Here is a 21,960-nt window from a genome sequence, read left to right on the forward strand (position 1 = left end):
GCCCGGGCGGCGGCGAGGGCCGCCACCACGGCCGCCCGACGATCAGACGGCGAGGGAGATGATTCCGTAGTCGTAGGCGTGCCGCCGGTAGACGACGCTCGGGCGGCCGGACTCCTTGTCCTGGAACAGGTAGAAGTCGTGGCCGACGAGTTCCATCTGGAACAGGGCGTCGTCGACGGTCATCGGCTCGGCGGGGTGCACCTTCTCCCGCGCGATGTGCCAGGGCTGGTCGCGCTCCTCCTCCTCGACCCGTTCGGCGACGGCGGTGGCCGTGCCGGCGCCGTCGGGGGACGCGCCCAGCGGCGCGTCGAGGCCGGCCACCGGCAGGCCGGCGGTGGCGGCGGCGACGGAGAGCGGCGCGTGCCGGCCACGGTGGACGCGGCGACGGTCGGCCGCCCGGCGCAACCGGGTGTCCAGCTTGGCGATGGCCGCGTCGAGCGCGCTGTAGAAGTCGTTCGTGCAGGCCTCCGCCCGGATCACCGGGCCACGGGAAACGCAGGTGATTTCGACGCGCTGGCAGTGGTCCGCCTGGCGTGGATTGCGCTCGTGAAACAGCTCTACATCGACACGAATAAGTTTGTGGTCGTAGCGTTCGACCTTTGCGAGTTTCTCCGCCACGTGCACCCGGTAATGATCCGGCACTTCGACGTTACGGCCCTTGACCACGATGTCCATGTGACCTCCCTAGTTCGGACGGTCGTTCGTTCCGGCATCCGGTCGCGCACCCCTGGGGGAGGTCCCACTCGGCGTCGACCGGTCAGTGCGGCTACGCCTCCTTTCACCACCGGGGGCGGGTGGAAAGACCTCCTACCCCCGACAGGAAAACGCTAACTCCTGTTCGCCCCACAGTCACCCCCGGTCGCCGGGACAGCCAATAATTTTTCACAGCTCATACACCAACGGGTGAAACGGAAACACGCACCGTCACAACCTGCGCCGTTTCTCGGTCGCGGCGAGCACCGCGGCGACCGTGGGTGACAGCCCGCTCGCCGTCAGCGCCCGCCCCACCGCGGCGAGGGTGGCCCCGGTGGTCAGGATGTCGTCGAGCACCACCACCGCCGTCTCGGGCCCGGACGGGACCCGCGGGCGGACCCGGAAGGCGGCCTCGGCCGCCGCCGCCCGGCCGGCGCTGTCCAGGGTCACCGAGTCGGGCCGGGGCAGGGCGCGCAGGGGGCGCCGCACCCGCACCGGCCAGCCCGCCCGGCGCAGCCGGTCCGCACAGTGCCGGGTCAGCCGGCCGAGGTGGTCGCCGTACCGGGCGCGGGCCGCCGCCGCGGTGTCCGGCACCGGCACCAGCGTCACCGGGCGGACCTCGCCCACCGCCGCCGCCACGACCTCGGCGAGCAGCGCCCCCAGCGGCCGGGCCAGCCCGTGCCGGCCGTGGTCCTTGTACGCCAGCAGCGTCTCCCGCAGCGGGCCGGCGTACGGGCCGAGGGCGACGCAGGGCGGCAGGTCGGGCGGGGCGGGAGTGGGACGTACGGCCCGGGGACGCAGCGCGCCCAGCGCCGTCACGCACTCCGGGCAGACTCCGTGCCGCAGCCCCGGCCGCCGTTCCCGGCAGCCGGCGCACTCCACGGGCAGCACCAGGTCGGTGAGGTCCGCCCAGAGCCCGCCGAGATCCCGCACGGAGATCAGTAGAGGAAGAAGGGGGCGGTCGGGTTGCCGGCCCGCGCCCCGGCCGAGGGCGGCGCGACCTCCTGCACCTGCTCGGGCTGGATCCGCTCGAACGGGCCGCTGCGGTACGCCACCCCGTTCGCCTCGTACATCGCGGCGCCGAGGCGGCCCACCGCGTTCGCCGGGTACGCGGCGAGGTGCGTCACCCGGGCGCCGATCTTGTCCTCCAGCCGGCTCTCCCGCGCGCCGTCCACGCTGACCTCGTAGACCGCTGGGCGGCCGACCGCGCCCGCGAGGACCAGGGTGTTCTCGCCGTACCAGTCGACGGCCGACAGGTTGGTCAGCCGGGTGTGCAGCCGACGGGCCGGGCCGGGGGTGCCCCCCGCACCGTCGGGGCTGAGGGCGGCGACGTAGAGCGTGCCTCCGGCGATGAAGGCGATCCGGTGACCGTCCAGCGAGGCCGCGACCGCGGTCACCGGGCCGGGTACGCCCAGCGACACGGGGGTGAGCTGCGCCTGCGCGTCGAAGCGGTACAGGCTTCCGTCGGCGACCACCAGCCCGGCCGGCTGCCCCCGGTACGTCGAGCGCAGCCAGACGGGCCGGCTCATGGCGGCGTAGCTCTTGGCGCTGCGGGTGAACACGGCCACCGGATCGGTGCCGGTGCCGACGGAGAGCCACTGGCGGTCGGCGTCGGTGACCACCAGCGCCGCCAGGATCTGGTTGTCGGCGCGGCTGAGCCCGGCGGACACGACGTTCCGGTTCGCCTTGGCGTCCACGGGCACCGGGCCGCTCGGCTCTCCGGCGTAGGCCAGCGGGTGGACGGCCCCCTCGTAGACGCAGAACCGCTGGAAACTCTCCGCGAGCTGGTGCACCGGGCGCTCCAGGCGGCGCCGCTCCAGGTCCGGGATGAACTCCTGGGACTGGTTACGGATCTTGATGTCGAGCGGCCCGTCGAGGTCCGACAGCGACCAGGCGAGCTGCGTGCCGAGCTGCTCCAGCCGGGCCTTGTCCTCCGGCATCTCCAGGTCGACCTCCCAGCGGCCGTCCGTCCGGGTGGCGTTGTTGATCAGGCGGGTGCCGTCCGGCAGCCTGCTCACCCCCGTGCCGAGCCAGGCCGAGGGGCCGGCGGTCAGCCACTTGACCACCTCGCTCACCCGCCGCTCGTCCGGCACGGCGAGAGGCAGGTAGCGCTGGTCGGGGACGAGGCGGCTGCGGTCGTTGTTCCAGAAGTAGATCGTCCGGCTCTGGTAGTACGTCTCCAGCGCCTCGACGCTGAGCAGCAGCGCGGTCGGCGGGTTCGCCACGTACAACCCCCCGTCCGTCAGGCCCTCCTGCCCGGGCTGGCTGCGCAGCTCGAAGGTGTAGGTCGTGGTGCTCGTCTCCGGCGGGGCCAGCGTGCCGTCGGTGCGCAGCTGCCCGACCTGCTGCACCTTGAGGGTGACCTCGGTCCGGTCCGGGGCGTACACGATCACCGGCTCCTCGGTGAGCCGGACGACGGCCAGCGCGACCTCGCTGCCCTCCTTCGCCTGGAGGCGGTCGCGGTCGGCCGGCGTGATGAACTGCCGGACGCGCTGGTAGGCCCGGTCCGGCTCGCCGGCCGCGGCGGAGAGGAAGTTCTCGACGAACTGCTCCGCGTCGGTGCCGCCCGCGCTCCGGCTCGGGGGCTCGCCCCGGCTGCCGCTGGTCGAGCCGGCCTCCGCCGCCGGCCCCGGCCCCTTCACCCGGACCTCGGTGTTCTCCGGGATGCCGCAGCCGGCCGCGCCGCCCAGCAGCAGCGCCCCGCCGAGCAGGCCGGCGAGCAGCCGACGCCTCACGACCCCACCTCCGCGTGCCCGCCGTTGCCCGGTCGCCCGGGACCGACGGTCAGCGCGCCGTCGGCACCCGGGCCGATCGCGAGCGCGCCGCCGGTGCCGGGGCCGATGGCCAGCAGCCCGCCCGCCCGGGGGCCGCCGAAGGGCAGCGCGGCGTCGGCCGGTACCAGCCGCAGCGGCGAGGTGGTCAACCGGTCGCCGGCCCGCGACGGCAGGGTGAGCCGGAACTGGGCGCCCTGCCCGGGCGCCCCCCAGGCCTCCAGCCAGCCGCCGTGCAGCCGGGCGTCCTCCAGGCTGATCGACAGGCCGAGCCCGGTGCCGCCGGTCTGCCGGGCGCGGGACGGGTCGGCCCGCCAGAAGCGGTTGAACACCAGCTTCTCCTCGCCCGGCTTGAGCCCCACCCCGTGGTCCCGGACGGTGATCGCCACCGCCGTGTCGTCCACCCCGAGCGTGATCAGCACCGGCTTGCCCTCGCCGTGCTCGACGGCGTTGCCGACCAGGTTGCGCAGCACCCGTTCCACCCGCCGGGGGTCGACCTCGGCGATCACCGGGGTGCCGGGGACGTCCAGCTCGATGGCCACCCCGACGCGTTCGGCGAGGCCGGCCAGGCGGTCGGCCACCCGGTGCACGACCGGCACCAGGTCGGTCGGCTCGGAGTCCAGCATGGCGAAGCCGGCATCGAAGCGGCTGATCTCCAGCAGGTCGGTCAGCAGCTCCTCGAACCGGTCCAGCTCGGCCTGGAGCAGCTCGGCGCTGCGCGCCACCGCCGGGTCGAACTCGTCCCGCTCCGCGAAGATCAGGTCGGCGGCCATCCGGACCGTGGTCAGCGGGGTGCGCAGCTCGTGCGACACGTCGGAGGTGAAGCGGCGTTGCAGCCGGGACATCTCCTCCAGCCGCAGGATCTGCCGTTGCAGGTTGGTCGCCATCTGGTTGAACGACGCGGCGAGCAGGGCGAGGTCGTCCTCGCCGTCGACCACCATCCGCTGGTCGAGCAGGCCGGCGGAGAGCCGCTGGGCCGTGCGGGCGGCCACCCGTACCGGGGTCACCACCAGTCGGGTGACCAGGCCGGCGAGCAGGGCGAGCAGGAGCACCAGGGCCGCTCCGGTGGCGGCCACGGTGTCCCGGACGTCGGCGGCCGTGTTGTCCTGCCGGGCCAGCGGCACGAGGTAGTAGAGCTCCACCTGGCCGAAACGGGTGGGCACCGGCGAGCCGTAGACCAGGTATTTCGTGCGCTTCTCGCCCAGTCTGCCGGTGCGGATCTGGCTGGCGACCTTGCCCCCGGCCACGGTCTCGCGCAGCTCGCGGCTGATCAGCGGGCGGACGTTGACCGCGGGCGAGGACCGGGGCTGGATGGCCCCGGTGTGGTTGTCGGCGGTCAGCGCCACGATCACGCCGGTGGTCTGCTGCGGGTCACCGCCGGCCAGGTAGTTGACCGTGCCGTCGATGGTCTCCTGGAGCTGACCCTCCTGCGGCTGGTTGTAGAGGCCGAACTGCTTCGCCGCGTAGTCCGCGCCGTTGCCCAGCCGGATCCGCACGTCGGTCTCGACGTTCTCCACCAGGATGCCGGTGATCTTGTCGGCGATCAGGTAGGCGAAACCGCCCACCAGCAGGCTGGACGCAACCAGTGTGATGGTCACCACCCGCAGCTGGAGCGAGCGCCGCCAGCTCTGGTGCAACCCGGCGAGCAGGCGCGCGGCCCGGCCGTTCACGCCACGCCACAGCTCCCGCGCGGCGACACGCCGGCGCGGAGCTGCCGTCGGGGGGTCCGGAATCGGGGAGGTGGCCACAGTGTGACCAGGCTATCCGGTGCCCGCCTTGTAGCCCACGCCCCGCACGGTGAGGATGATTTCCGGCCGCTCCGGATCCGGCTCGATCTTGGCCCGCAGCCGCTGCACGTGCACGTTGACCAGCCGCGTGTCCGCCGCGTGCCGGTAGCCCCAGACCTGCTCCAGCAACACCTCGCGGGTGAAGACCTGGCGCGGCTTGCGGGCGAGCGCGACCAGCAGGTCGAACTCCAGCGGCGTCAGCTTCACCTCCTCGCCGTTGCGGCTGACGGTGTGCGCCGGGACGTCGATGGTGATCTGGTTGCCGGGCGGCCCGATGGTCAGCATCTCCGGGGCGACGTCCTCGCCACGGCGCAGCCGCGCCCGCATCCGGGCGACCAGCTCCTTGGGCTTGAACGGCTTGACCACGTAGTCGTCGGCCCCGGACTCCAGGCCGAGCACCACGTCGACCGTGTCGCTCTTGGCGGTCAGCATGACGATCGGCACGCCCGACTCGGCCCGGATCGACCGCGCCACGTCGATGCCGCTCATGCCGGGGAGCATGAGGTCGAGCAGGACGATGTCGGGGCGGTTCTCGCGGAACGCGGCCAGCGCCCGCTCGCCGTCGGCGACGAAGGAGGGCAGGAACCCCTCGCTGCGCAGGACGATGCCGAGCATCTCGGCGAGCGCGGGGTCGTCGTCGACCACCAGTACCCGGGCTCTCATGGGGTTAATGTTTGCATCCCCTTCAGTTCGGTGGGATCCGCGTCACCCGGCACGGTACTGCCGTGGGACGTCGCCGCCCAGCAACCGGTGCCCGGCGTCGCCGCCCCGACGTGCGGGTCCACCCGATCGGAACGGGCGTGTCACCATGATCCCCGTGTGCGCCGTCACGCGCCACCGCCGCCCGTCCCCAGGAGTACGCGTGCCCGACGCCGGCCCGACCGCCGTGCTCCCGCGCCGCCCCCTCACGGTCGGCGAGCTGCTGGACTCCGCGGTCCTGTTGCTGCGCGGCCAGGCGCGGGTGCTGGTGCCGATCGCCCTCGCGCTGGCCGTGGCCGAGCAGCTCCTGCTGTACCCGCTGCGGCTCGCCGCCGGCACGGCGCCGCCCGTCTGGTTCCTGGAGTTCGGGCGGTTCGGCGCGTACTGGCTGCTGCTGGCGGTGGGCGCCGCGACCGAGGCGGTGATCATCCTGCTGCTGGGCAACCCGGCCGCCCGCGCCGCCGGGGGCGCGCTGTTCGGCCGCACGGTGGGCCCCCGGGAACTGCTCCGCCCGGCCGGCGCGCGCTGGGGCGCCACCGCGCTGCTCGCCGTCCTGATCGGCGTGGTGATGTGCGGGTTCGCGCTGTTCGGGCCGGTCTGGATCGTCGGCTTCGCCCTGCTCGGCGCCGTCGCGCCGGCATTGGTCGTCGACCGGGTGCACCCGCTGCGCGCCCCGCTGCGATCCGCCGCCCTGGCCGTCCGTGGCGCCGGCCGGGCCGGCTGGATCCGGCTGCTCGGCTACCTGGTCTGGTGGATCCTTCGCCTCGGCCTCGGCATCGGCGTCTACCTCGGGCTGGACTCGTTCGACCTCGTCGACCGGGCCTGGGCCGGGTGGCTGTCGCTGGCCGTCTGGGCGGGCGTGAACAGCGTCGCCTACCCGGCCCTGGCCTGCCTGGACGCCGTGCTGCACCTGGAGACCCGGATGCGTACCGAGGGACTGGACATCCGACTCTCCCGGGCCCGACCGGGCACCCCGGAGACCGTCCTGCTGGCGGCGGGGCGATGAGCTTCAGCCGGTGGTGGACCGAGACCACGGCGGCGCTCGGCGACCGGGTGCCGCTGCCCCTGGTCGCGCTGCTGCTGGTGCTCGCCGCGGTGCTGGTCGCGGCCGGCTGGTACACGTTCCCGGCCTGGATCCCCCGGCGGCTGCCCCGGCTGCGCCGACGCCGCCGGAAGGCCTCGCCCCCGGGCGCCCCGGCGCCGGTCGTCCCCGCTCCCCGCGAGCCGGAGCTGCCGGCCGCCGCGTACGTCTCTCTGGCGGACCGGCTCGCCGCCGAGGGCCGGTACGCCGAAGCCGTCCGGGAGCGGCTGCGCGCGATGGTCCGGGAGCTGGCCCTCCGGCGCGTGGTGCAGCCGCAGCCCGGCATGACAGTCGTCGAGCTGGTACGGGCCGCGACGGAGAGCCGACCGCAGGTCAACCCGCCGCTGAGCGCCGCCGGGGCGATCTTCTCCGAGCTCTGGTACGGCCAGCGCCCCGCCTCCGCCGAGCACGACCACCGGATGCGGGAGCACGCCGCCGACCTGGACCGGGTGCTGACCGGCCGACCCGAGGACGGGCCACGACCATGAGCGCACAGGCCATCGCCGTCCCACCGGCGGCACGCACGGACGCCGCCCCCCGGCGACGACGCCGCCGGCACCGGCTGCTGATCCCGCTGGGCCTGGCCGCGCTGCTGCTGACCACCACCCTGATCACCCACGCGGTCGACCAGCCCGACCCCGGCGACCAGGGGTTCCTCTCCCCCGTGGCGACGGGGGACGACGGCGGCAGCCGGCTCGCCGACGCGCTGCGCGAGCGGGGCGTCACCGTGCAGCGGGAGACGGACACGCTGCGCGCCCTGCTGGCCGCCCGCAGCGGGGCGGCCACGCTCTTCGTGCCCGCGCCGGCGCTGCTGCACCCCGACACGGTCGGCGCGTTGGACTCGCTGCCCTCGGCCACCAGGCTGGTGCTGGTGGACCCGCCGCGACGGGTGCTGGAGACGGTCCGGCTGCTGCCGGTGGAACCGGCCGGCCGCCGGTGGGCCGCGCAGGCGGTGGGGCCGGACGCGCGGGGCCTGCCCTGCCCGCTGCCCGAGCTGCGCGACCTCGGGCGCGCGGCGGTCGGGCTGCAGCGCTACGCGGTCGCCTCGGGCGCGTCGGCGCCCGTCCGGTTCTGCTTCGCCGACGGGCTCGCCCTGCTGACCCGGGTCCCCGAGAGCACCGTGGCGGTGGGCGCCAGCGATCCGTTCCGCAACGACCGGATCGACGAGTGGGACAACCGGGCGTTCGCCACCGCGTTGCTCGGCGGGACCGGTCGGGTGGTGTGGCTCGACCTGGACGGCCCCGAACCCCCGCCGGTCTTCGGCGACGGCAGCAGCGGCAGCCCGGCCTGGTCGCCCACTCCGGGCGGCTCCACCGGGAACGGTGGCCCCGGCACCGGCACCGGAGACGGCACCGGCGACGGGCGCCCCGGCGGCCCGGCGGGCCCGGGCGGGGAGTCCGACGACGACAGCGAGGACGCCGACGGGAGCACCTCCCGCGCCGACAGGCCCGACCCGCCGAACCCGCTCTGGTCCGCCTTCCCCGGCTGGCTGTGGGCGTTGCTGGCCCAGCTCGCCGTGGCCGCCCTGCTGGCCGCGCTCTGGCGGGCCCGCCGGCTCGGCCCGCCGGCGGTGGAGCCACTGCCGGTCACGGTCCGCTCGGCGGAGACGGTGCTCGGCCGGGCCAGGCTCTACGAGAAGGCCGGTGCCCGGGGCGCGGCCGCGCGGACGCTGCGGGCCGCCGCCCTGGACCGTCTGACGCCCCGGCTGCACCTGCCGCCGGCCGCGCCGCCGGCCGACGTGGCCGCCGCGGTCGCCGCCCGCACCGGCGACGATCCCCGGTGGACCGACGGGGTGCTGCACGGCGTCGAGCCCGAGACCGACCAGGAGCTGCTGGACCTGGCCCGCGCGCTGGACCGGCTGACCCGCGCCGTCGCCCCGCCGCCCGCCGACGGCCCCCCGCCGGCCGCGCCGCCGCCCGCCGAGGGCCCGCCCCCGCCCGCCGCACCGCACCCGCACCGAGCCGAAGGAGACCCCCGGTGACCCGACCCGCCGGCACCGCCGAGCCGCCGACCATCGACCCCGTCGACCCCCGCGCCGCCCTGCACCGGCTGCGCGCCGAGGTCGCCAAGGCGGTCGTCGGGCAGGACGCGGTCGTCACCGGCCTGGTGATCGCCCTGCTCTGCCGGGGGCACGTGCTGCTGGAGGGCGTGCCGGGCGTGGCCAAGACCCTGCTGATCCGCACCGTGGCCACGGCCCTCGACCTGGGGTCCAAGCGGGTGCAGTTCACCCCGGACCTGATGCCGGGCGACGTCACCGGCTCGCTGATCTTCGACCCGCGCACCGCCGCCTTCACCTTCCGCGAGGGGCCGGTCTTCACCAACCTGCTGCTCGCCGACGAGATCAACCGGACGCCGCCGAAGACCCAGTCGGCGCTGTTGGAGGTGATGGAGGAGCGGCAGGTCTCGGTCGAGGGCGAACGGCGGCTGCTGCCCGACCCGTTCATCGTCGCCGCCACCCAGAACCCGATCGAGTACGAGGGCACCTATCCGCTGCCGGAGGCGCAGCTCGACCGGTTCCTGCTCAAGCTCACCGTGCCGCTGCCCAACCGGGAGGAGGAGCTGGGCGTGCTCCGCGCGCACCACACCGGCTTCGACCCGCGCGACCTGACCGCCGCCGGCGTACGGCCGGTGGCCGACGCGGCCGACCTGGCGGCGGCCCGGGCGGCGGTCGGCCGGGTGCACGTGGCCGAGCCGCTCTTCGGCTACATCGTCGACCTCTGCCGGGCCACCCGCAACACCCCGGCGCTGGAGCTGGGCGCCTCGCCCCGGGGCGCCACCGCACTGCTCAACACGGCCAAGGCGTGGGCCTGGCTGGCCGGCCGCGACCACGTCGTACCGGACGACGTGAAGGCGGTCGCCCGGCCGACGCTGCGGCACCGGCTGCGGCTGCGCCCCGAGGTGGAGCTGGAGGGCGTCGGCGTGGACGCGGTGCTGGACACGGTGCTCGCCACCGTGCCGACGCCGCGATGACCTGGCGGGCGGCGCTGCTGCTGGCGGTCGGCGCGCTGACCCTGCCGGCCTGGCCGTCGCCGTTCGCCGGGCTGCTGGTGATGACCGGGGCGGTACTGCTGCTGGTGCTGCTCGACCGGGCGCTGGCCGCGCCCCCGGGCGCGCTCACGGCCGCCCGGGAGGGGGACCGCGCGGTCCGGCTCGGCGGCACCGCCACCGTCGCGCTGCTGCTGCACAACCCCTCCGGTCGTACGCTGCGGGCCCGGGTCCGCGACGCCTGGGTGCCCTCCGCCGGCGCCCGCCCCGACGTGCCCCCGGCGCAGCTCGTACGCGTCGAGCCGGGCGCGACGGTGGCGCTGCCCAGCCGGCTCACGCCCCTGCGGCGGGGCGACCGGCCGGCCGTGGCACTGACCGTGCGCTCGTTCGGGCCGCTGGGGCTCGGGTTCCGGCAGCGTGCCGGCCGGCCGGCCACCCCGCCCTGGACGGTGCGCGTGCTGCCCCGCTTCGACTCCCGCCGGCACCTGCCGGAGAAGCTGTCCCGGCTGCGGGTCATCGACGGCACCCAGGTGAGCCGCGGGCGGGGCCAGGGCACCGAGTTCGACACCCTCCGCGAGTACGTGGTCGGCGACGACGTGCGGTCGATCGACTGGCGGGCGAGCGCGCGCCGGGCCGACGTGCTGGTGCGCACCTGGCGGCCGGAGCGGGACCGCCGGCTGGTGTGCGTGCTGGACACCGGGCGGACGTCGGCGGTGCGGGTCGGCGACGAGCCCCGGCTGGACACCGCGATCGACGCCGCGCTGCTGCTCACCGCCCTCGCCGCCCGCGCCGGCGACCGGGTCGACCTGCTCGCGGCCGACACGGCGGTGCGCGCCACGGTCAGCGGCAGCGGCGGGCCGGCCCTGCTCCCCCGGGTGGTGCACGCCCTCGCCCCGCTCCAGCCGACGCTGGCGGAGACGGACTTCGACCTCATCGCCGGCGAGCTGCTGCGCCGGCAGCGGCAGCGCAGCCTGGTGGTGCTCTTCACCGCGTTGGAGGCCGGTGCCCTCGGCGAGGGGCTGCTGCCGGTGCTCCCCCGGCTGGCCGCCCGGCACAAGGTGGTGATCGCGGCCACGCACGACCCGGTGCTGACCGCCCTCACCGGCACCGTCCCGCGGCGCCCGTCGGACGCCTACGCCGCGGCGGCGGCCTGGCGGGCGCTCGCCGAACGCGACCGGGTGCGCGCCGCCCTGGGCCGGCACGGCGTGACCGTCGTCGACGCCCCGGCGGGCCGGTTGGCCCCCACGCTGGCCGACACCTACCTGCGCCTCAAGGCCCTCGGTCAGCTCTGAGGCGGATCGGCGGCGTGGCGGCGCTGCCCGGCGGTGGCCCGGCGACCGAGGACCACCACGTACGCCAGGAAGGCGAGCCAGACGGCGGCGCCCACGGCGACGCGGAGCGGAACCGGCACGGGCGCGGGGGTCACGAACGCCTCGATGACGGCGGAGACCGCGAAGAGGCCCACCAGCCCGACGGCGACCAGGACGCCCTCGCGTCCCGCCCGGGCCACCGCCTGCCCCCGGGTGAGCTGCGTCGGCGGCGCGATCCACGCCCACCCGATGCGCAGGCCCACCCCGGCTGCCACGAAGACCCCGGTGAGCTCCAGCAGCCCGTGTGGGGTGATCAGGCCGAAGAAGACGTCCGCGCGGCCGTAGGCGACCATCACCCCGCCGACCACGCCGATGTTGAGCGCGTTCTGCCAGAGCAGGTAGAGCACCGGGACGATCAGCACCCCGGCGGCGAGGCACTGGGCGGCGAGCCAGGCGTTGTGCGTCCACAGGTGGAAGGCGAACGTCGGCGCGGCGAACTCGGTGTAGTAGCCGGCGAAGCCGGACTCGACCAGGTCGGCGGCCGCCTCGTCGCCGATGAAGGCCGCCGCCGTCTGCGGGTTGCCCGCCACGAACCAGATCAGGAAGAGGCTGAGCAGGCTGAACCCGGTCGCCACCCCGCACCACCAGGGCCACGCGCGGTAGACCGCGGCGGGGAAGCCGGTCACGAAGAACCGCCCGACCGCCGCCCACGACGGGCGCGGGCGGCCGGTGAGCCGGGCCCGGGCGCGCAGCACCACCTGGGAGAGCTGGCTGACCAGCGCCGGGTCGGGTGAGCGGCTGCGCAGCACCGACAGCTGGGTGGCCGCCCGCTGGTAGAGGACGACCAGCTCGTCGACCTCGGCGGCGTCGAGTCGGCCGCGACCGGAGAGCTCCTCCAGCCGTCGCCACTCCCCGCCGTGTTCCGCGACGTACGCGTCGAGATCCACCGTCACCCCCGTCCGGCGATCATAGTGTTCACTGTCGGGGTGAGAGCACAACCACGACCGCCGGCCCGACCCGCCCCGTGGGGTGACGCCGGGCTGGTCAGCGGGGAGGCCGTGGAGCTGGACGTCCGGGCCGCCCGGATCGGTTCCCGGGTGCTCGCGCTGCTGCTCGACGTCCTGGCCCAGGCGGTCCTCATGCTGGTGCTGTCCATGAGCGTCGGCGTCGCGCTGCTCAACCTGCCGGAGGGGCTGGTCGACGGCGCCCTGGCCGGCGGGCTCGCGACGGTGGGCCTGATCCTGGTGCTGGTCGGCTACCCGGTGCTGTGCGAGCGGTTCAACCACGGCCGCACGCTGGGCAAGATGGCGGTCGGCCTGCGGGTGGTCAGCGCCGACGGCGCTCCGGTCGCGGCGCGGCAGTCGCTGACCCGGGCGCTGGTCGGCGTGGCCGTGGAGTGGCCCGGCCTGGTGCTGCCGCTGTTGAGCTGGGTGGCCGGGGTGGCGGTGATGATGACGGACCGGCGCGGGCGCCGGCTGGGCGACCTGGTGGCGGGCACGCTGGTCGTGCACACCCGGGCGGCGACCGCCTGGCGGCCCGTTCCCACGGCGGTGCCCGCGCTGGCGGGCTGGACGGCCACGGTGGACCTGAGCCGGCTGGACGACACCCTGGCGTTGGCCGCCCGGCAGTACCTGGCCCGGGTGCACCAGCTGGCGGAGCCGGCGCGTGGGCGGCTGGGGCACGGGCTGTGGACCGAGATCTCCGCGGTGATCACGCCGCCCCCGCCCCCGGGCATGCCCGCGTCGGTCTACCTGGCCGCGGTCCTCGGCGAGCGGCACCGGCGGGCGAGGTACCGGCTGGGGCTCGACCGGACGGCCGCCGCGACGCTCTGGCCGGAACTCGTGCCCGGTCCGCCCACGCCGGCCGCCGCTCGGCCCGGGACCGACGCGTCGTCGGGCCCGATCCGGCCGGCGGCGCCCGACCTCGCCCCGGTGGCCGGGCCCGCCGTGCCGGCGCAGGCCGCTCCGGCGCTACGACCGGCGGTCGTGCTGTCGGCGCGGGACGGCGGCGCCCCGGCGTCCCCCGCCGGCACCTGGTCCGACGCCGGCGCCTGAGCGGGCGGCCCGGTCCGGCCGGGCAGGCGGGGCGGGCGTCGGCTGTGGCAGGATCCGGCTCGCCCCTACGGAGACAGGATGACCGTGGCCGACGACCTGTTCACCCCCACGATCGCACCGGCGGCGTACGAGGCGCGACGCCCACCGTGGCGGCCCCAGTCGCTGATCTTCCCCGCCGCGTTCGGTGGTCCGACGGCCGTCACCGTGCTGGCGCTGGTCAACGGGCGTCGCCTGGGGGCGTCCCGCCCGGCCCACCTGGCGGTGCTCGGCACCGGACTGGCCGGGCTGGTCGCCCGGCTGACGATCACACTCGCGTTCTTCGACGACGGGGGCAACCGCCCCGTACGGCTGATCGGGGCGCTGGCCGGCGGGCTGGTCTGGCTCGTGGCCGCCGCCACGCAGAAGCGCCTGTTCCGGGCGTACGAGCTGCGCGGCGGCCAGCCCGCGTCGCTGTGGCTGCCCGGCCTCGGGGCGGTGTTCGTGCTCGGCTTCGCCGAGGCCGTGCTGGTCTTCCTGGTGGCCGTCGCGTGACCGCCCCGGAGTTGCAGCTCGCCCGGGTGGCCCGGTTGCTGGAGGTGAACCGCCCGGAGCAGGCCCTGGCCGAGGTCGACCGGCTGCCCGCCCCGCTGGCCACCAGCCTGCTCGCGTTCCGGCTGCGGGCGGGCGCGCTGACCGTGCTCGACCGCTGGGACGACGTGGTGGCCGTGGCCCGGCAGGGGCTCGCCGAGCACGGCCCGGACGCCGAACTGCTCGGCCGGCTCGGCCTCGCGCTGCGGCACCGTCGCGAGCACGCCCTCGCCGAGCGGGCGCTGCTCGACGCGCTCGCCATCGAGCCGGAGAACCCGTGGCTGCTCTGCCAGTACGCCGACCTCTGCTCCGCCGTGGGCCAGACCGACAAGGCGGAACGCCTGGTGGCCCGCGCGGCGGCGATCGCCCCGGACGCGCCGGCCGTCTTCGCCTCCCGGTTCCAGCTCGCGTACGCCCGGGGTGACGACCGGGCGGCCGAGCGGGTCGCCCGGGAGTTCCTCGGGGCGTGGCCGGACAACCCGGTGGCGCTCGCCCTGCACGGCGCCGCCGCCGCCCAGCGCGGCCGGGTGGGCACCGCGCACCGCGCCTTCGGCCAGGCGGCGGCGCACGATCCGACCGACGCCGACTACGCCGACGCCGCCTGGGAGACCCGGGTGTACGCGCACCCGCTGCTGCTGCCGTTGCGCCCGCTCTACCGGCTGGGGATCTTCCGCACCTGGATGCTCGCGGTCGGCACGATCGTGCTGCTCAGTGCCGCCGGCCTGAACGTGCTCGGCGGCCTGTTCGCCGTGGCCTGGATGCTCTTCTGCGTCTGGTCGTGGATCGCTCCGCCGCTGGTCCGCCGGATGGTGCTGGGCCGGTGGCGGTCGTGAGGGCGTTCGGGCCCTGGCTGGCCGTCCTCGCCGTGGTGCTGCTGCTCGACGCGCTGCGGCTGCGCACGCTCGCCGCCGTGGTCTCGGTGGCCTGGCTCGTCTGGTGCGTGTGGAGCTGGGTCCGCCCCGCCCGCCGCCGCTCCCACCGGGACTGACCGCAGGGCGGCACGCGTCCGCCCGCGCGGCAACGCCGGCCGGCTCGCCCCGGTGCCGGCGGCGCGCCCGCCCCGGAAACGCCGACCGGGCCGGCCGCTCGGCAGGGAGCGGTCGGCCCGGTCGGTGCGGCCGGGGTCAGTACCGGTAGTGCTCCGGCTTGAACGGGCCCTCCACGGAGATGCCGAGGTAGGCCGCCTGCTCCTTGGTCAGGGTGCTCAGCTTGGCGCCGAGCGCCTCCAGGTGCAGCCGGGCGACCTTCTCGTCGAGGTGCTTGGGCAGCACGTAGACGCCGATCGGGTATTCCTCGGTCTTGGTGAACAGCTCGATCTGGGCGATCGTCTGGTTGGCGAACGAGTTCGACATCACGAAGCTCGGGTGGCCGGTGGCGTTGCCCAGGTTCAGCAGCCGGCCCTCCGACAGCACGATGATGGCGTGCCCGTCGGCGAACTTCCAGAGGTCGACCTGCGGCTTGATGTTGACCCGCTCGACGTCGGGACGCTTCGCCAGGCCGGCCATGTCGATCTCGTTGTCGAAGTGGCCGATGTTGCCGACGATGGCCTGGTGCTTCATCCGGGCCATGTGCTCGTTGGTGATGACGTCGAAGCAGCCGGTGGCGGTGATGAAGATGTCCGCCTGCTCGACCACGTCGTCCAGGGTGGCGACCTGGTAGCCGTCCATCGCCGCCTGGAGCGCGCAGATCGGGTCGACCTCGGTCACCACGACCCGGGCGCCCTGGCCGCGCAGCGACTCGGCGCAGCCCTTGCCGACGTCGCCGTAGCCGAGCACGACCGCCATCTTGCCGCCGATCAGCACGTCGGTGGCCCGGTTGATGCCGTCGATCAGCGAGTGGCGGCAGCCGTACTTGTTGTCGAACTTGCTCTTCGTCACCGAGTCGTTGACGTTGATGGCGGGGAAGAGCAGGGTGCCGGCGCGGTGCATCTCGTAGAGCCGGTGCACGCCGGTGGTGGTCTCCTCGGTCACGCCCTTGATGCCGGCGGCGATCCGGGTCCACCGCTGGCCGTCGGAGGCGAGCGAGCGGTGCAGCACGCCGAGGATGACCGCGTACTCCTCGGAGTCGGCGGACTCGACCGGCGGGACGGCGCCGGCCTTCTCGAACTCGACGCCCTTGTGCACCAGCAGGGTGGCGTCGCCGCCGTCGTCGAGGATCATGTTCGGGCCCTGCCCGTCGGGCCAGGCGAGCACCTGCTCGGTGCACCACCAGTACTCCTCCAGGCTCTCGCCCTTCCAGGCGTAGACCGGGACGCCGGCCGGGGCCTCGGGGGTGCCGTCCGGGCCGACCACGATCGCGGCGGCGGCGTGGTCCTGGGTGGAGAAGATGTTGCAGGACGCCCAGCGGACCTGCGCGCCGAGCGCGACCAGGGTCTCGATCAGGACGGCGGTCTGGATGGTCATGTGCAGCGACCCGGTGATCCGGGCACCGGCGAGCGGCTGGGCGTCGGCGAACTCACGACGGATCGCCATCAGGCCGGGCATCTCGTGCTCGGCGAGCTGGATCTCCTTGCGCCCGAACTCGGCGAGCGACAGATCCGCCACCTTGTAGTCGCCCTCGGCGAGAGTGCTCGGCCGGGCCTCGGACGGCGTCCCGCTGGCGGACGCCGGGAGGGTGCTGGTCATGGAATCTCCTGTCGGACGATGTGCTGCGCGACCATTCACCTTACGCGCGCGGACCGCCCTCGCGAGGACCGGCCGGTGAAGAGAGCACGAAGACATCAGCGGACAGCGCACGGGGCGGTCGGTCGTGGACGGTGTCCCGTCCGCCAGCCGCCCGCCCCGTGCATCCCCCCGGTTTGGTTCCCCCGCACGTTCTCGGACCGTCGTCGCGATAACGCTGCGTACTCATAGAGTCACACTGCGCCAGTGCCGAGTCAAGCTATTCCGGGAAAGTCGGACTTGCGCCGTCGTCCCGCGCCTCAGCGCAGGCCGCAGCTCGCCACGTACGCCTCCCCCGCGCCACCCAGGCGCAACGGCCCGGCGGCGGCGCTCCCGACGGCCGCCCGCCCCGGCCCCAGCGTCACCGCGCCGGCCCCGTCGTCGACCGAGACCTCACCGGAGCCGCAGAGCACCACCCGGGGCCCGGGCACCTCGACGGTCACCTGCGGCAGCCCCGCGCCCACCGTCACCCGGTGCAGCGCGAAGTCCTCCACCGGCACCGGCCAGGTGACCACGCCCGGGGCCACCTCCAGCGGCGGCACCACCGGGTCGCGGAGCACCTCGAAGCGCAGCACCCGCAGCAGCTCCTCGACGTCCACCCGCTTCGGCGTCAGCCCGCCGCGCAGCACGTTGTCGCTGGCCGCCATGATCTCCACGCCGGTGCCGCGCAGGTAGGCGTGCAGGTTGCCGGCCGGCATCCAGATCGCCTCGCCGGGTGCCAGCCGCACCCGGTTGAGCAGCATCGCCACCAGCACCCCGGGGTCGCCCGGGTAGGCGGCGGCCAGGTCCCGCGCCAGCTCCGCGTCCGGCCCCGCGACCGGCGCCGACGCCACGGCCGCCACCAGCGCGTCGCGCCGGTCGGCGGGCCAGGTCAGCAGCAGCCGTACGGCCTCGCGCAGGCCCGCCGGCCCGGTGCGCAGCGCCGCCAGCACCGGCTCCAGCGCGGGTACGCCGAAGCCGGCCAGCGCCGCCGCCGAGGCGGCCGGGTCCCGGAACCCGCAGAGCGCCTCCATCGGCGAGAGCGCGACCAGCAGCTCCGGCTTGTGGTACGGGTCGACGTAGTTGCGCTGCCCGTCGGGGCGGGCCGCGTCGGCGGTGTGCCCGGCGCGGGCCTGCTCGGCGTCCGGGTGCGCCTGGAGGCTCAGCGGGGCGTCGGCGGCGAGCACCTTGAGCAGGAACGGCAGCCGGGTGCCGAACCGGCCGACGAGCCGCTCGCCGAGCCAGTGGTCCGGCTCGGCGAGCAGCAGGTCGGTGAGGCTCACCCGGTCACCGTCGCGGTCGACCGCGGCGGGGCCGCCCGGGTGGGCGCCCAGCCACAGTTCGGCCTCCGGGCCGTCGCTCGGCACCGGCCGCCCCTGCAACTCGGCGATGGCCGAGCGGGACCCCCAGGCGTAGTCGCGGATCGGTCCGTGCAGCAGCTCCACCGGTCAGCTCCCGGGCCGCCCGGCCGCCTCACCCGGCTCGGCGCCCGGCGCGGCGGGCGACGCGGTCCCGGCGCCCGCCCGCTCGGCGGCGACGCTGTAGATGTCCGGCTCCAGGTAGATCACCCGGGCGGTCGGCACGGCTGCGCGGATCCGGGTCTCGACGGTGTTGATGCTGCGGGCCAGCACCTCCGCGGTGTCGCCGGACGGCACGGCGACCTTGGCGGCCACCATCAGCTCCTCGGGGCCGAGGTAGAGCGTCTTCATGTGGATGATCCGCTCGAACTCGGGACCGTCGGTGACCGCCTTCTCGATCGCCGCGACGTCCTGCGCCTCGGCGCCCTCGCCGAGCAGCAGGCTCTTGGTCTCGATGGCGAGGATGATCGCGATCACCACCAGCAGCACACCGATCATCGCGGTGCCCACCGCGTCCCACCGGCCGTTGCCGGTGATCAGCGTCATGCCGACGCCGAAGAGCGCGAAGACCAGGCCGACCAGCGCGCCCAGGTCCTCCAGCAGCACCACCGGCAGCTCGGGAGCCTTGGCCCGCCGGACGAACTTCACCCAGGACTGGTTGCCCCGAACGAGGTTGGACTCGACGATCGCGGTGCGGAAGGAGAACGTCTCCATGATGATCGCCGCCACCAGCACCACGACCGGCACCCAGTGCCACGAGGTGATGCCCTCCTCGTGCGACCACTTGTGGTACGCCTCGTAGAGGGCGAACAGGCCACCGACGCTGAACAGCACGATGGACACGATGAACGCGTAGATGTAGCGCTCCCGGCCGTAGCCGAACGGGTGCTGCGGGGTGGCCGCCCGCTTGGCCCGCCGCCCGCCGAGCAGCAGCAGCCCCTGGTTGCCGGAGTCGGCGACCGAGTGGATCGACTCGGCCAGCATCGACGACGATCCGGTCAGCAGGAACGCGACGAACTTGGTGACGGCGATGCCGGCGTTGGCCAGCAGGGCGGCGACGATCGCCTTCGTACCACCGTTGGCGCTCACGCCGTCGCTCCGTCGTGTCGCGCGGCACCGCCGGGCATCGGCGCGGCGCGCCCCTCGACCCGTTCCCTGCTATCGCTCACTGGTTTGCCAGCTCCTTCATTTCGGTGATGGCCGGCACGGCCATCGGGTCCAGTCCGTGTGCCAGGGCGAGGTAGATCGAGGCGAAGTCCGGCACGGCGACCAGCGAGGCGAGCCGCTCCAGCGCGGAGCCGCCCTCGGCGGTCACCACGTCGCAGCGCACGCCCCGCCGCTCGGCGAGGGTCTGCACGGCGTCCGCGCGCCGCTCCTCGACGTCGAGGGGCTCGTCGGCGTCGTCCTCCGGGTTCAGCCCGCCGTCGCGCAGCAGCACCAACCGCAGCCGGGTGCCCGACGGCGCCTCCTCGTCGGGGTCGGCGAAGATGTCCCGCTCCCCCTCGGCCAGGCCGCCGAAGACGCCGTCGAGCAGGCCGACCCGGCCGCGCCCCGCCTCGCCGAGCGCGCCGCTGACCACGGGGTAGCGGGCGTTGGCGGACAGGGTGTCGCCGAACCGGCGGGCCGCGACGGTGGCCAGCGGCGACGAGCCCCAGACGATCGGCACCGAGCCGGCCAGGCCCAGCGCCAGCGACTTCGCCGGGTTGACGAAGGACTCGGCCGTCGGACGACAGCGATCGGCGTCCGCGTCCAGCCGGGCCGCGGTCTCCGCCAGATCCGCCTCGTTGACCTTCACGAGGCCGAGCGTACGGGCGGCGAGCAGGACCGGCACGGTGAGCGCCCAGAGGCTGGCCCGGGCCGGGGCGCGCCGGGGCACCGGGATGAACGGCGCCCGGGCCCGCTCGGCCACGGACTGCAACTGCGAGTCGGGCGCGCCGACGGCGACCAGCCGGGCGCCCCGCCGGTGCGCGGCCTCGGCGGCGCCCAGCGCCTCGGGGCTGCGACCGGAGGCGCTGACGGCGATGACCACGTCGGCGGCGCCCACCCAGCCGGGCACGCCGGCGCTGCGGTGCGGGATGACCGGCACCGGGCAGCGCGGCCCGGCGACGGTGGCCAGCACGTCACCGGTACGCCCGGCGGTGCCGATGCCGGCGATGACGACCGCCCGGGGGCGGCCCTCGTCGGCGAGCACCTGGAGGTTGGCCTCGGCGGCCAGGGCGGCCGTCTCGCGGACCTGCGCCCCGGCGGAGGCGGTGTGCCGCAGCATGCCGCCCGGGTCGCGCTCGGCCAGCGCGGCCGGGTCGTCGAGGAGTGCCTCGTCGGGCTCGCGCTGGCCGCTGACTCCGGCCGTACCGTCGATCATGACTGCTCCGCGGGGCCGCGCGCCTCGTCCAGCAGCAGCACCGGCACGTCGTCGCGGACCTCGAAGATCCGGCCGCACTCGGTGCAGGTCAGCGTCTGCGCCTGCGCGTCGTAGTCGAGCGGGGCGTGATGCGTGTCCGGACAGGCGAGGATTTCCAGCAACTGCGGGTCCAGGGCCACGGCGCGGCTCCTTCCACGTATGCGGTTTCACCGATCGACGGTGCCGACCGGCGCAGGCGATCTTATCGGCGAACCCGGTCGAGCACCTCGTCACGGAGGGCGGCCATCCGCTCCCGCGTCGGGGCCTCGACGTTGAGCCGCAGCAGCGGCTCGGTGTTGGAGGCGCGCAGATTGAACCACGCGCCGTCCGGGAAGCGCAGGGTGAGCCCGTCCAGCTCGTCGGCGTCGGCCTGCGGGTACGCGGCCCGCACCTCGGCCACCTTGGCGGCCTGGTCGGCCACCGTCGAGTTGATCTCGCCCGAGGCGACGTACCGCTCGTACTCGCTCGCCAGCACGGAGAGCGGCAGCGACTGCTCACCCAGGGCGGCCAGGGTGTGCAGCGCGGCGAGCATGCCGGTGTCGGCGAACCAGAAGTCGCGGAAGTAGTAGTGGGCCGAGTGCTCGCCGCCGAAGATCGCGTTCGTCCGGGCCATCTCCGCCTTGATGAAGGAGTGCCCGACCCGCGCGACGACCGGCTCGCCGCCGTGCTCACGGATGATCTCCGGCACGGCGTTGGAGGTGATCAGGTTGTGGATCACCGTCGAGCCGGGGTGCTTGGCCAGCTCGCGGGCCGCCACCAGGGCGGTGATCGCCGACGGCGAGACCGGCTCGCCCCGCTCGTCGACCACGAAGCAGCGGTCGGCGTCGCCGTCGAACGCCAGGCCGATCTCGGCGCCGTGCTCGACCACCGCGCGCTGGAGGTCGACCAGGTTGGCCGGGTCCAGCGGGTTGGCCTCGTGGTTGGGGAAGGTGCCGTCCAGCTCGAAGTAGAGCGGCACGATCTCCAGCGGCAGCGCCGGCAGGACGGTGTCGCCGAGCACGGCCGGCACGGTGTAGCCGCCCATGCCGTTGCCGGCGTCGACGACCACCTTCAGCGGACGGATGCCGGAGAGGTCGACCAGCTGCCGCAGGTACGCCGCGTAGTCGGCCAGCAGGTCGCGGCGCTCGACCGGCGCGGCCGGCGGGTCGGCCGGGCGGGCCTCGCCCTTGTCCAGCAGGGCCTGCGCCCGCTCGCGGATCTCGGCCAGCCCGCTGTCCTGCCCGATCGGACGGGCCCCGGAGCGGCACATCTTGATGCCGTTGTACTGCGCGGGGTTGTGGCTGGCGGTGAACATCGCCCCGGGCAGCCCCAGCGCGCCGGAGGCGTAGTAGAGCATGTCGGTCGAGGCGAGGCCCAGCTCGACGACCGCGCGTCCCTCGGCGCGGACGCCGGTGGCGAAGGCGGTCGCCAGCCCCGGACCGGTGGCCCGCATGTCGTGCGCGACGAGCACCGCCTCGCCCTGCTCGCCGAAGCCGTTCAGCACCTGCGCGAAGGCCGCGCCGAGGGCCTCGGCGGCGCGCTCGTCCCACTGGTCCGGCACCGTCCCACGGACGTCGTAGGCCTTCACGATCTGGGACAGATCAGACACCGGTCTCGCTCCTTGCGCCGCAGGTCC

General features: G+C 75.1%; 21 protein-coding genes. 9 read left to right on the forward strand and 12 right to left on the reverse strand.

The features are described 5' to 3' along the window. Positions 1-42: 42 nt before the first annotated feature. The 5 genes from raiA to mtrA all read right to left on the reverse strand — a co-directional run bounded on the left by raiA (position 43) and on the right by mtrA (position 5,914). A complete protein-coding gene (gene raiA, locus AB0G13_RS02475; protein ID WP_357867760.1) occupies positions 43-675 on the reverse strand; it encodes a ribosome-associated translation inhibitor RaiA in 633 nt (210 codons plus the stop codon). Positions 676-924: 249 nt separating this feature from the next. Further along, positions 925-1,626 carry a ComF family protein gene (locus AB0G13_RS02480; protein ID WP_357867764.1) on the reverse strand — a complete coding sequence of 234 codons (702 nt, stop codon included), beginning with the start codon at positions 1,624-1,626 and terminating at the stop codon, positions 925-927. Positions 1,627-1,631: 5 nt separating this feature from the next. After that, a complete protein-coding gene (locus AB0G13_RS02485) occupies positions 1,632-3,428 on the reverse strand; it encodes an LpqB family beta-propeller domain-containing protein (protein WP_357867767.1) in 1,797 nt (598 codons plus the stop codon). Next, on the reverse strand, positions 3,425-5,212 hold the full coding sequence (mtrB, locus tag AB0G13_RS02490) for an MtrAB system histidine kinase MtrB (RefSeq protein WP_357867770.1): 1,788 nt from the start codon (positions 5,210-5,212) through the stop codon (positions 3,425-3,427). Before mtrB ends, AB0G13_RS02485 begins: the two co-directional genes overlap by 4 nt. A 12-nt stretch (positions 5,213-5,224) precedes the next feature. Next, complete coding sequence (gene mtrA, locus AB0G13_RS02495; protein ID WP_089001893.1) at positions 5,225-5,914, reverse strand: MtrAB system response regulator MtrA; 690 nt, start codon at positions 5,912-5,914, stop codon at positions 5,225-5,227. A gap of 199 nt (positions 5,915-6,113) precedes the next feature. Between mtrA and AB0G13_RS02500 the strand changes: the two genes are divergently transcribed. From AB0G13_RS02500 to AB0G13_RS02520, 5 genes are read left to right on the forward strand one after another with little or no spacing between them, the layout of a single operon-like run. Beyond that, positions 6,114-6,956, forward strand: a complete 843-nt coding sequence (locus tag AB0G13_RS02500) for a hypothetical protein (RefSeq protein WP_357867772.1) — start codon at positions 6,114-6,116, stop codon at positions 6,954-6,956. Continuing rightward, positions 6,953-7,519 (forward strand): DUF4129 domain-containing protein, encoded by a 567-nt coding sequence (locus AB0G13_RS02505; protein ID WP_357867774.1) that lies wholly within the window; start codon positions 6,953-6,955, stop codon positions 7,517-7,519. Before AB0G13_RS02500 ends, AB0G13_RS02505 begins: the two co-directional genes overlap by 4 nt. Beyond that, positions 7,516-9,012, forward strand: coding sequence for a DUF4350 domain-containing protein (locus AB0G13_RS02510; RefSeq protein WP_357867776.1), 1,497 nt, complete (start codon positions 7,516-7,518; stop codon positions 9,010-9,012). Before AB0G13_RS02505 ends, AB0G13_RS02510 begins: the two co-directional genes overlap by 4 nt. Beyond that, complete coding sequence (locus AB0G13_RS02515; RefSeq protein WP_357867778.1) at positions 9,009-10,001, forward strand: MoxR family ATPase; 993 nt, start codon at positions 9,009-9,011, stop codon at positions 9,999-10,001. The genes AB0G13_RS02510 and AB0G13_RS02515 overlap by 4 nt, the downstream gene beginning before the upstream one ends. After that, complete coding sequence (locus AB0G13_RS02520) at positions 9,998-11,308, forward strand: DUF58 domain-containing protein (protein ID WP_357867781.1); 1,311 nt, start codon at positions 9,998-10,000, stop codon at positions 11,306-11,308. The genes AB0G13_RS02515 and AB0G13_RS02520 overlap by 4 nt, the downstream gene beginning before the upstream one ends. Here the strand turns inward: AB0G13_RS02520 and AB0G13_RS02525 are convergent. After that, positions 11,299-12,279, reverse strand: coding sequence for a stage II sporulation protein M (locus AB0G13_RS02525; RefSeq protein ID WP_357867784.1), 981 nt, complete (start codon positions 12,277-12,279; stop codon positions 11,299-11,301). The genes AB0G13_RS02520 and AB0G13_RS02525 overlap by 10 nt on opposite strands. Before the next feature lie 33 nt (positions 12,280-12,312). Between AB0G13_RS02525 and AB0G13_RS02530 the strand changes: the two genes are divergently transcribed. From AB0G13_RS02530 to AB0G13_RS02545, 4 genes are all read left to right on the forward strand, one after another. Continuing rightward, positions 12,313-13,380 carry an RDD family protein gene (locus tag AB0G13_RS02530; RefSeq protein ID WP_357867787.1) on the forward strand — a complete coding sequence of 356 codons (1,068 nt, stop codon included), beginning with the start codon at positions 12,313-12,315 and terminating at the stop codon, positions 13,378-13,380. A gap of 78 nt (positions 13,381-13,458) precedes the next feature. Beyond that, positions 13,459-13,911: a hypothetical protein gene (locus AB0G13_RS02535; protein WP_357867789.1), complete on the forward strand. Its 453-nt coding sequence runs from the start codon at positions 13,459-13,461 to the stop codon at positions 13,909-13,911. After that, a complete protein-coding gene (locus AB0G13_RS02540) occupies positions 13,908-14,780 on the forward strand; it encodes a tetratricopeptide repeat protein (protein ID WP_357867792.1) in 873 nt (290 codons plus the stop codon). The genes AB0G13_RS02535 and AB0G13_RS02540 overlap by 4 nt, the downstream gene beginning before the upstream one ends. Beyond that, positions 14,777-14,935 (forward strand): hypothetical protein, encoded by a 159-nt coding sequence (locus tag AB0G13_RS02545; protein WP_357867796.1) that lies wholly within the window; start codon positions 14,777-14,779, stop codon positions 14,933-14,935. Before AB0G13_RS02540 ends, AB0G13_RS02545 begins: the two co-directional genes overlap by 4 nt. 136 nt (positions 14,936-15,071) lie before the next feature. On the opposite strand, the gene ahcY is transcribed toward AB0G13_RS02545, so the two are convergent. The 6 genes from ahcY to AB0G13_RS02575 all read right to left on the reverse strand — a co-directional run bounded on the left by ahcY (position 15,072) and on the right by AB0G13_RS02575 (position 21,933). After that, positions 15,072-16,571, reverse strand: a complete 1,500-nt coding sequence (ahcY, locus tag AB0G13_RS02550) for an adenosylhomocysteinase (RefSeq protein ID WP_357867799.1) — start codon at positions 16,569-16,571, stop codon at positions 15,072-15,074. 296 nt (positions 16,572-16,867) lie between these two features. Continuing rightward, positions 16,868-18,031 (reverse strand): mannose-6-phosphate isomerase, class I, encoded by a 1,164-nt coding sequence (gene manA / locus AB0G13_RS02555; RefSeq protein ID WP_357867801.1) that lies wholly within the window; start codon positions 18,029-18,031, stop codon positions 16,868-16,870. A gap of 3 nt (positions 18,032-18,034) precedes the next feature. Next, positions 18,035-19,033, reverse strand: coding sequence for a cation diffusion facilitator family transporter (locus AB0G13_RS02560; RefSeq protein WP_357867803.1), 999 nt, complete (start codon positions 19,031-19,033; stop codon positions 18,035-18,037). A gap of 76 nt (positions 19,034-19,109) precedes the next feature. Next, the gene (locus tag AB0G13_RS02565; RefSeq protein WP_357867805.1) at positions 19,110-20,306 is read right to left on the reverse strand and encodes an SIS domain-containing protein; all 1,197 of its coding nucleotides are present in this window, start codon (positions 20,304-20,306) and stop codon (positions 19,110-19,112) included. Then, positions 20,303-20,485 (reverse strand): Trm112 family protein, encoded by a 183-nt coding sequence (locus AB0G13_RS02570; protein WP_089001904.1) that lies wholly within the window; start codon positions 20,483-20,485, stop codon positions 20,303-20,305. The genes AB0G13_RS02565 and AB0G13_RS02570 overlap by 4 nt, the downstream gene beginning before the upstream one ends. Before the next feature lie 62 nt (positions 20,486-20,547). Continuing rightward, positions 20,548-21,933, reverse strand: coding sequence for a phosphomannomutase/phosphoglucomutase (locus AB0G13_RS02575; protein ID WP_357867808.1), 1,386 nt, complete (start codon positions 21,931-21,933; stop codon positions 20,548-20,550). Positions 21,934-21,960 lie beyond the last annotated feature (27 nt).

This window comes from Micromonospora sp. NPDC023633, from assembly GCF_040640035.1.
Classification (GTDB): Bacteria; Actinomycetota; Actinomycetes; order Mycobacteriales; family Micromonosporaceae; genus Micromonospora.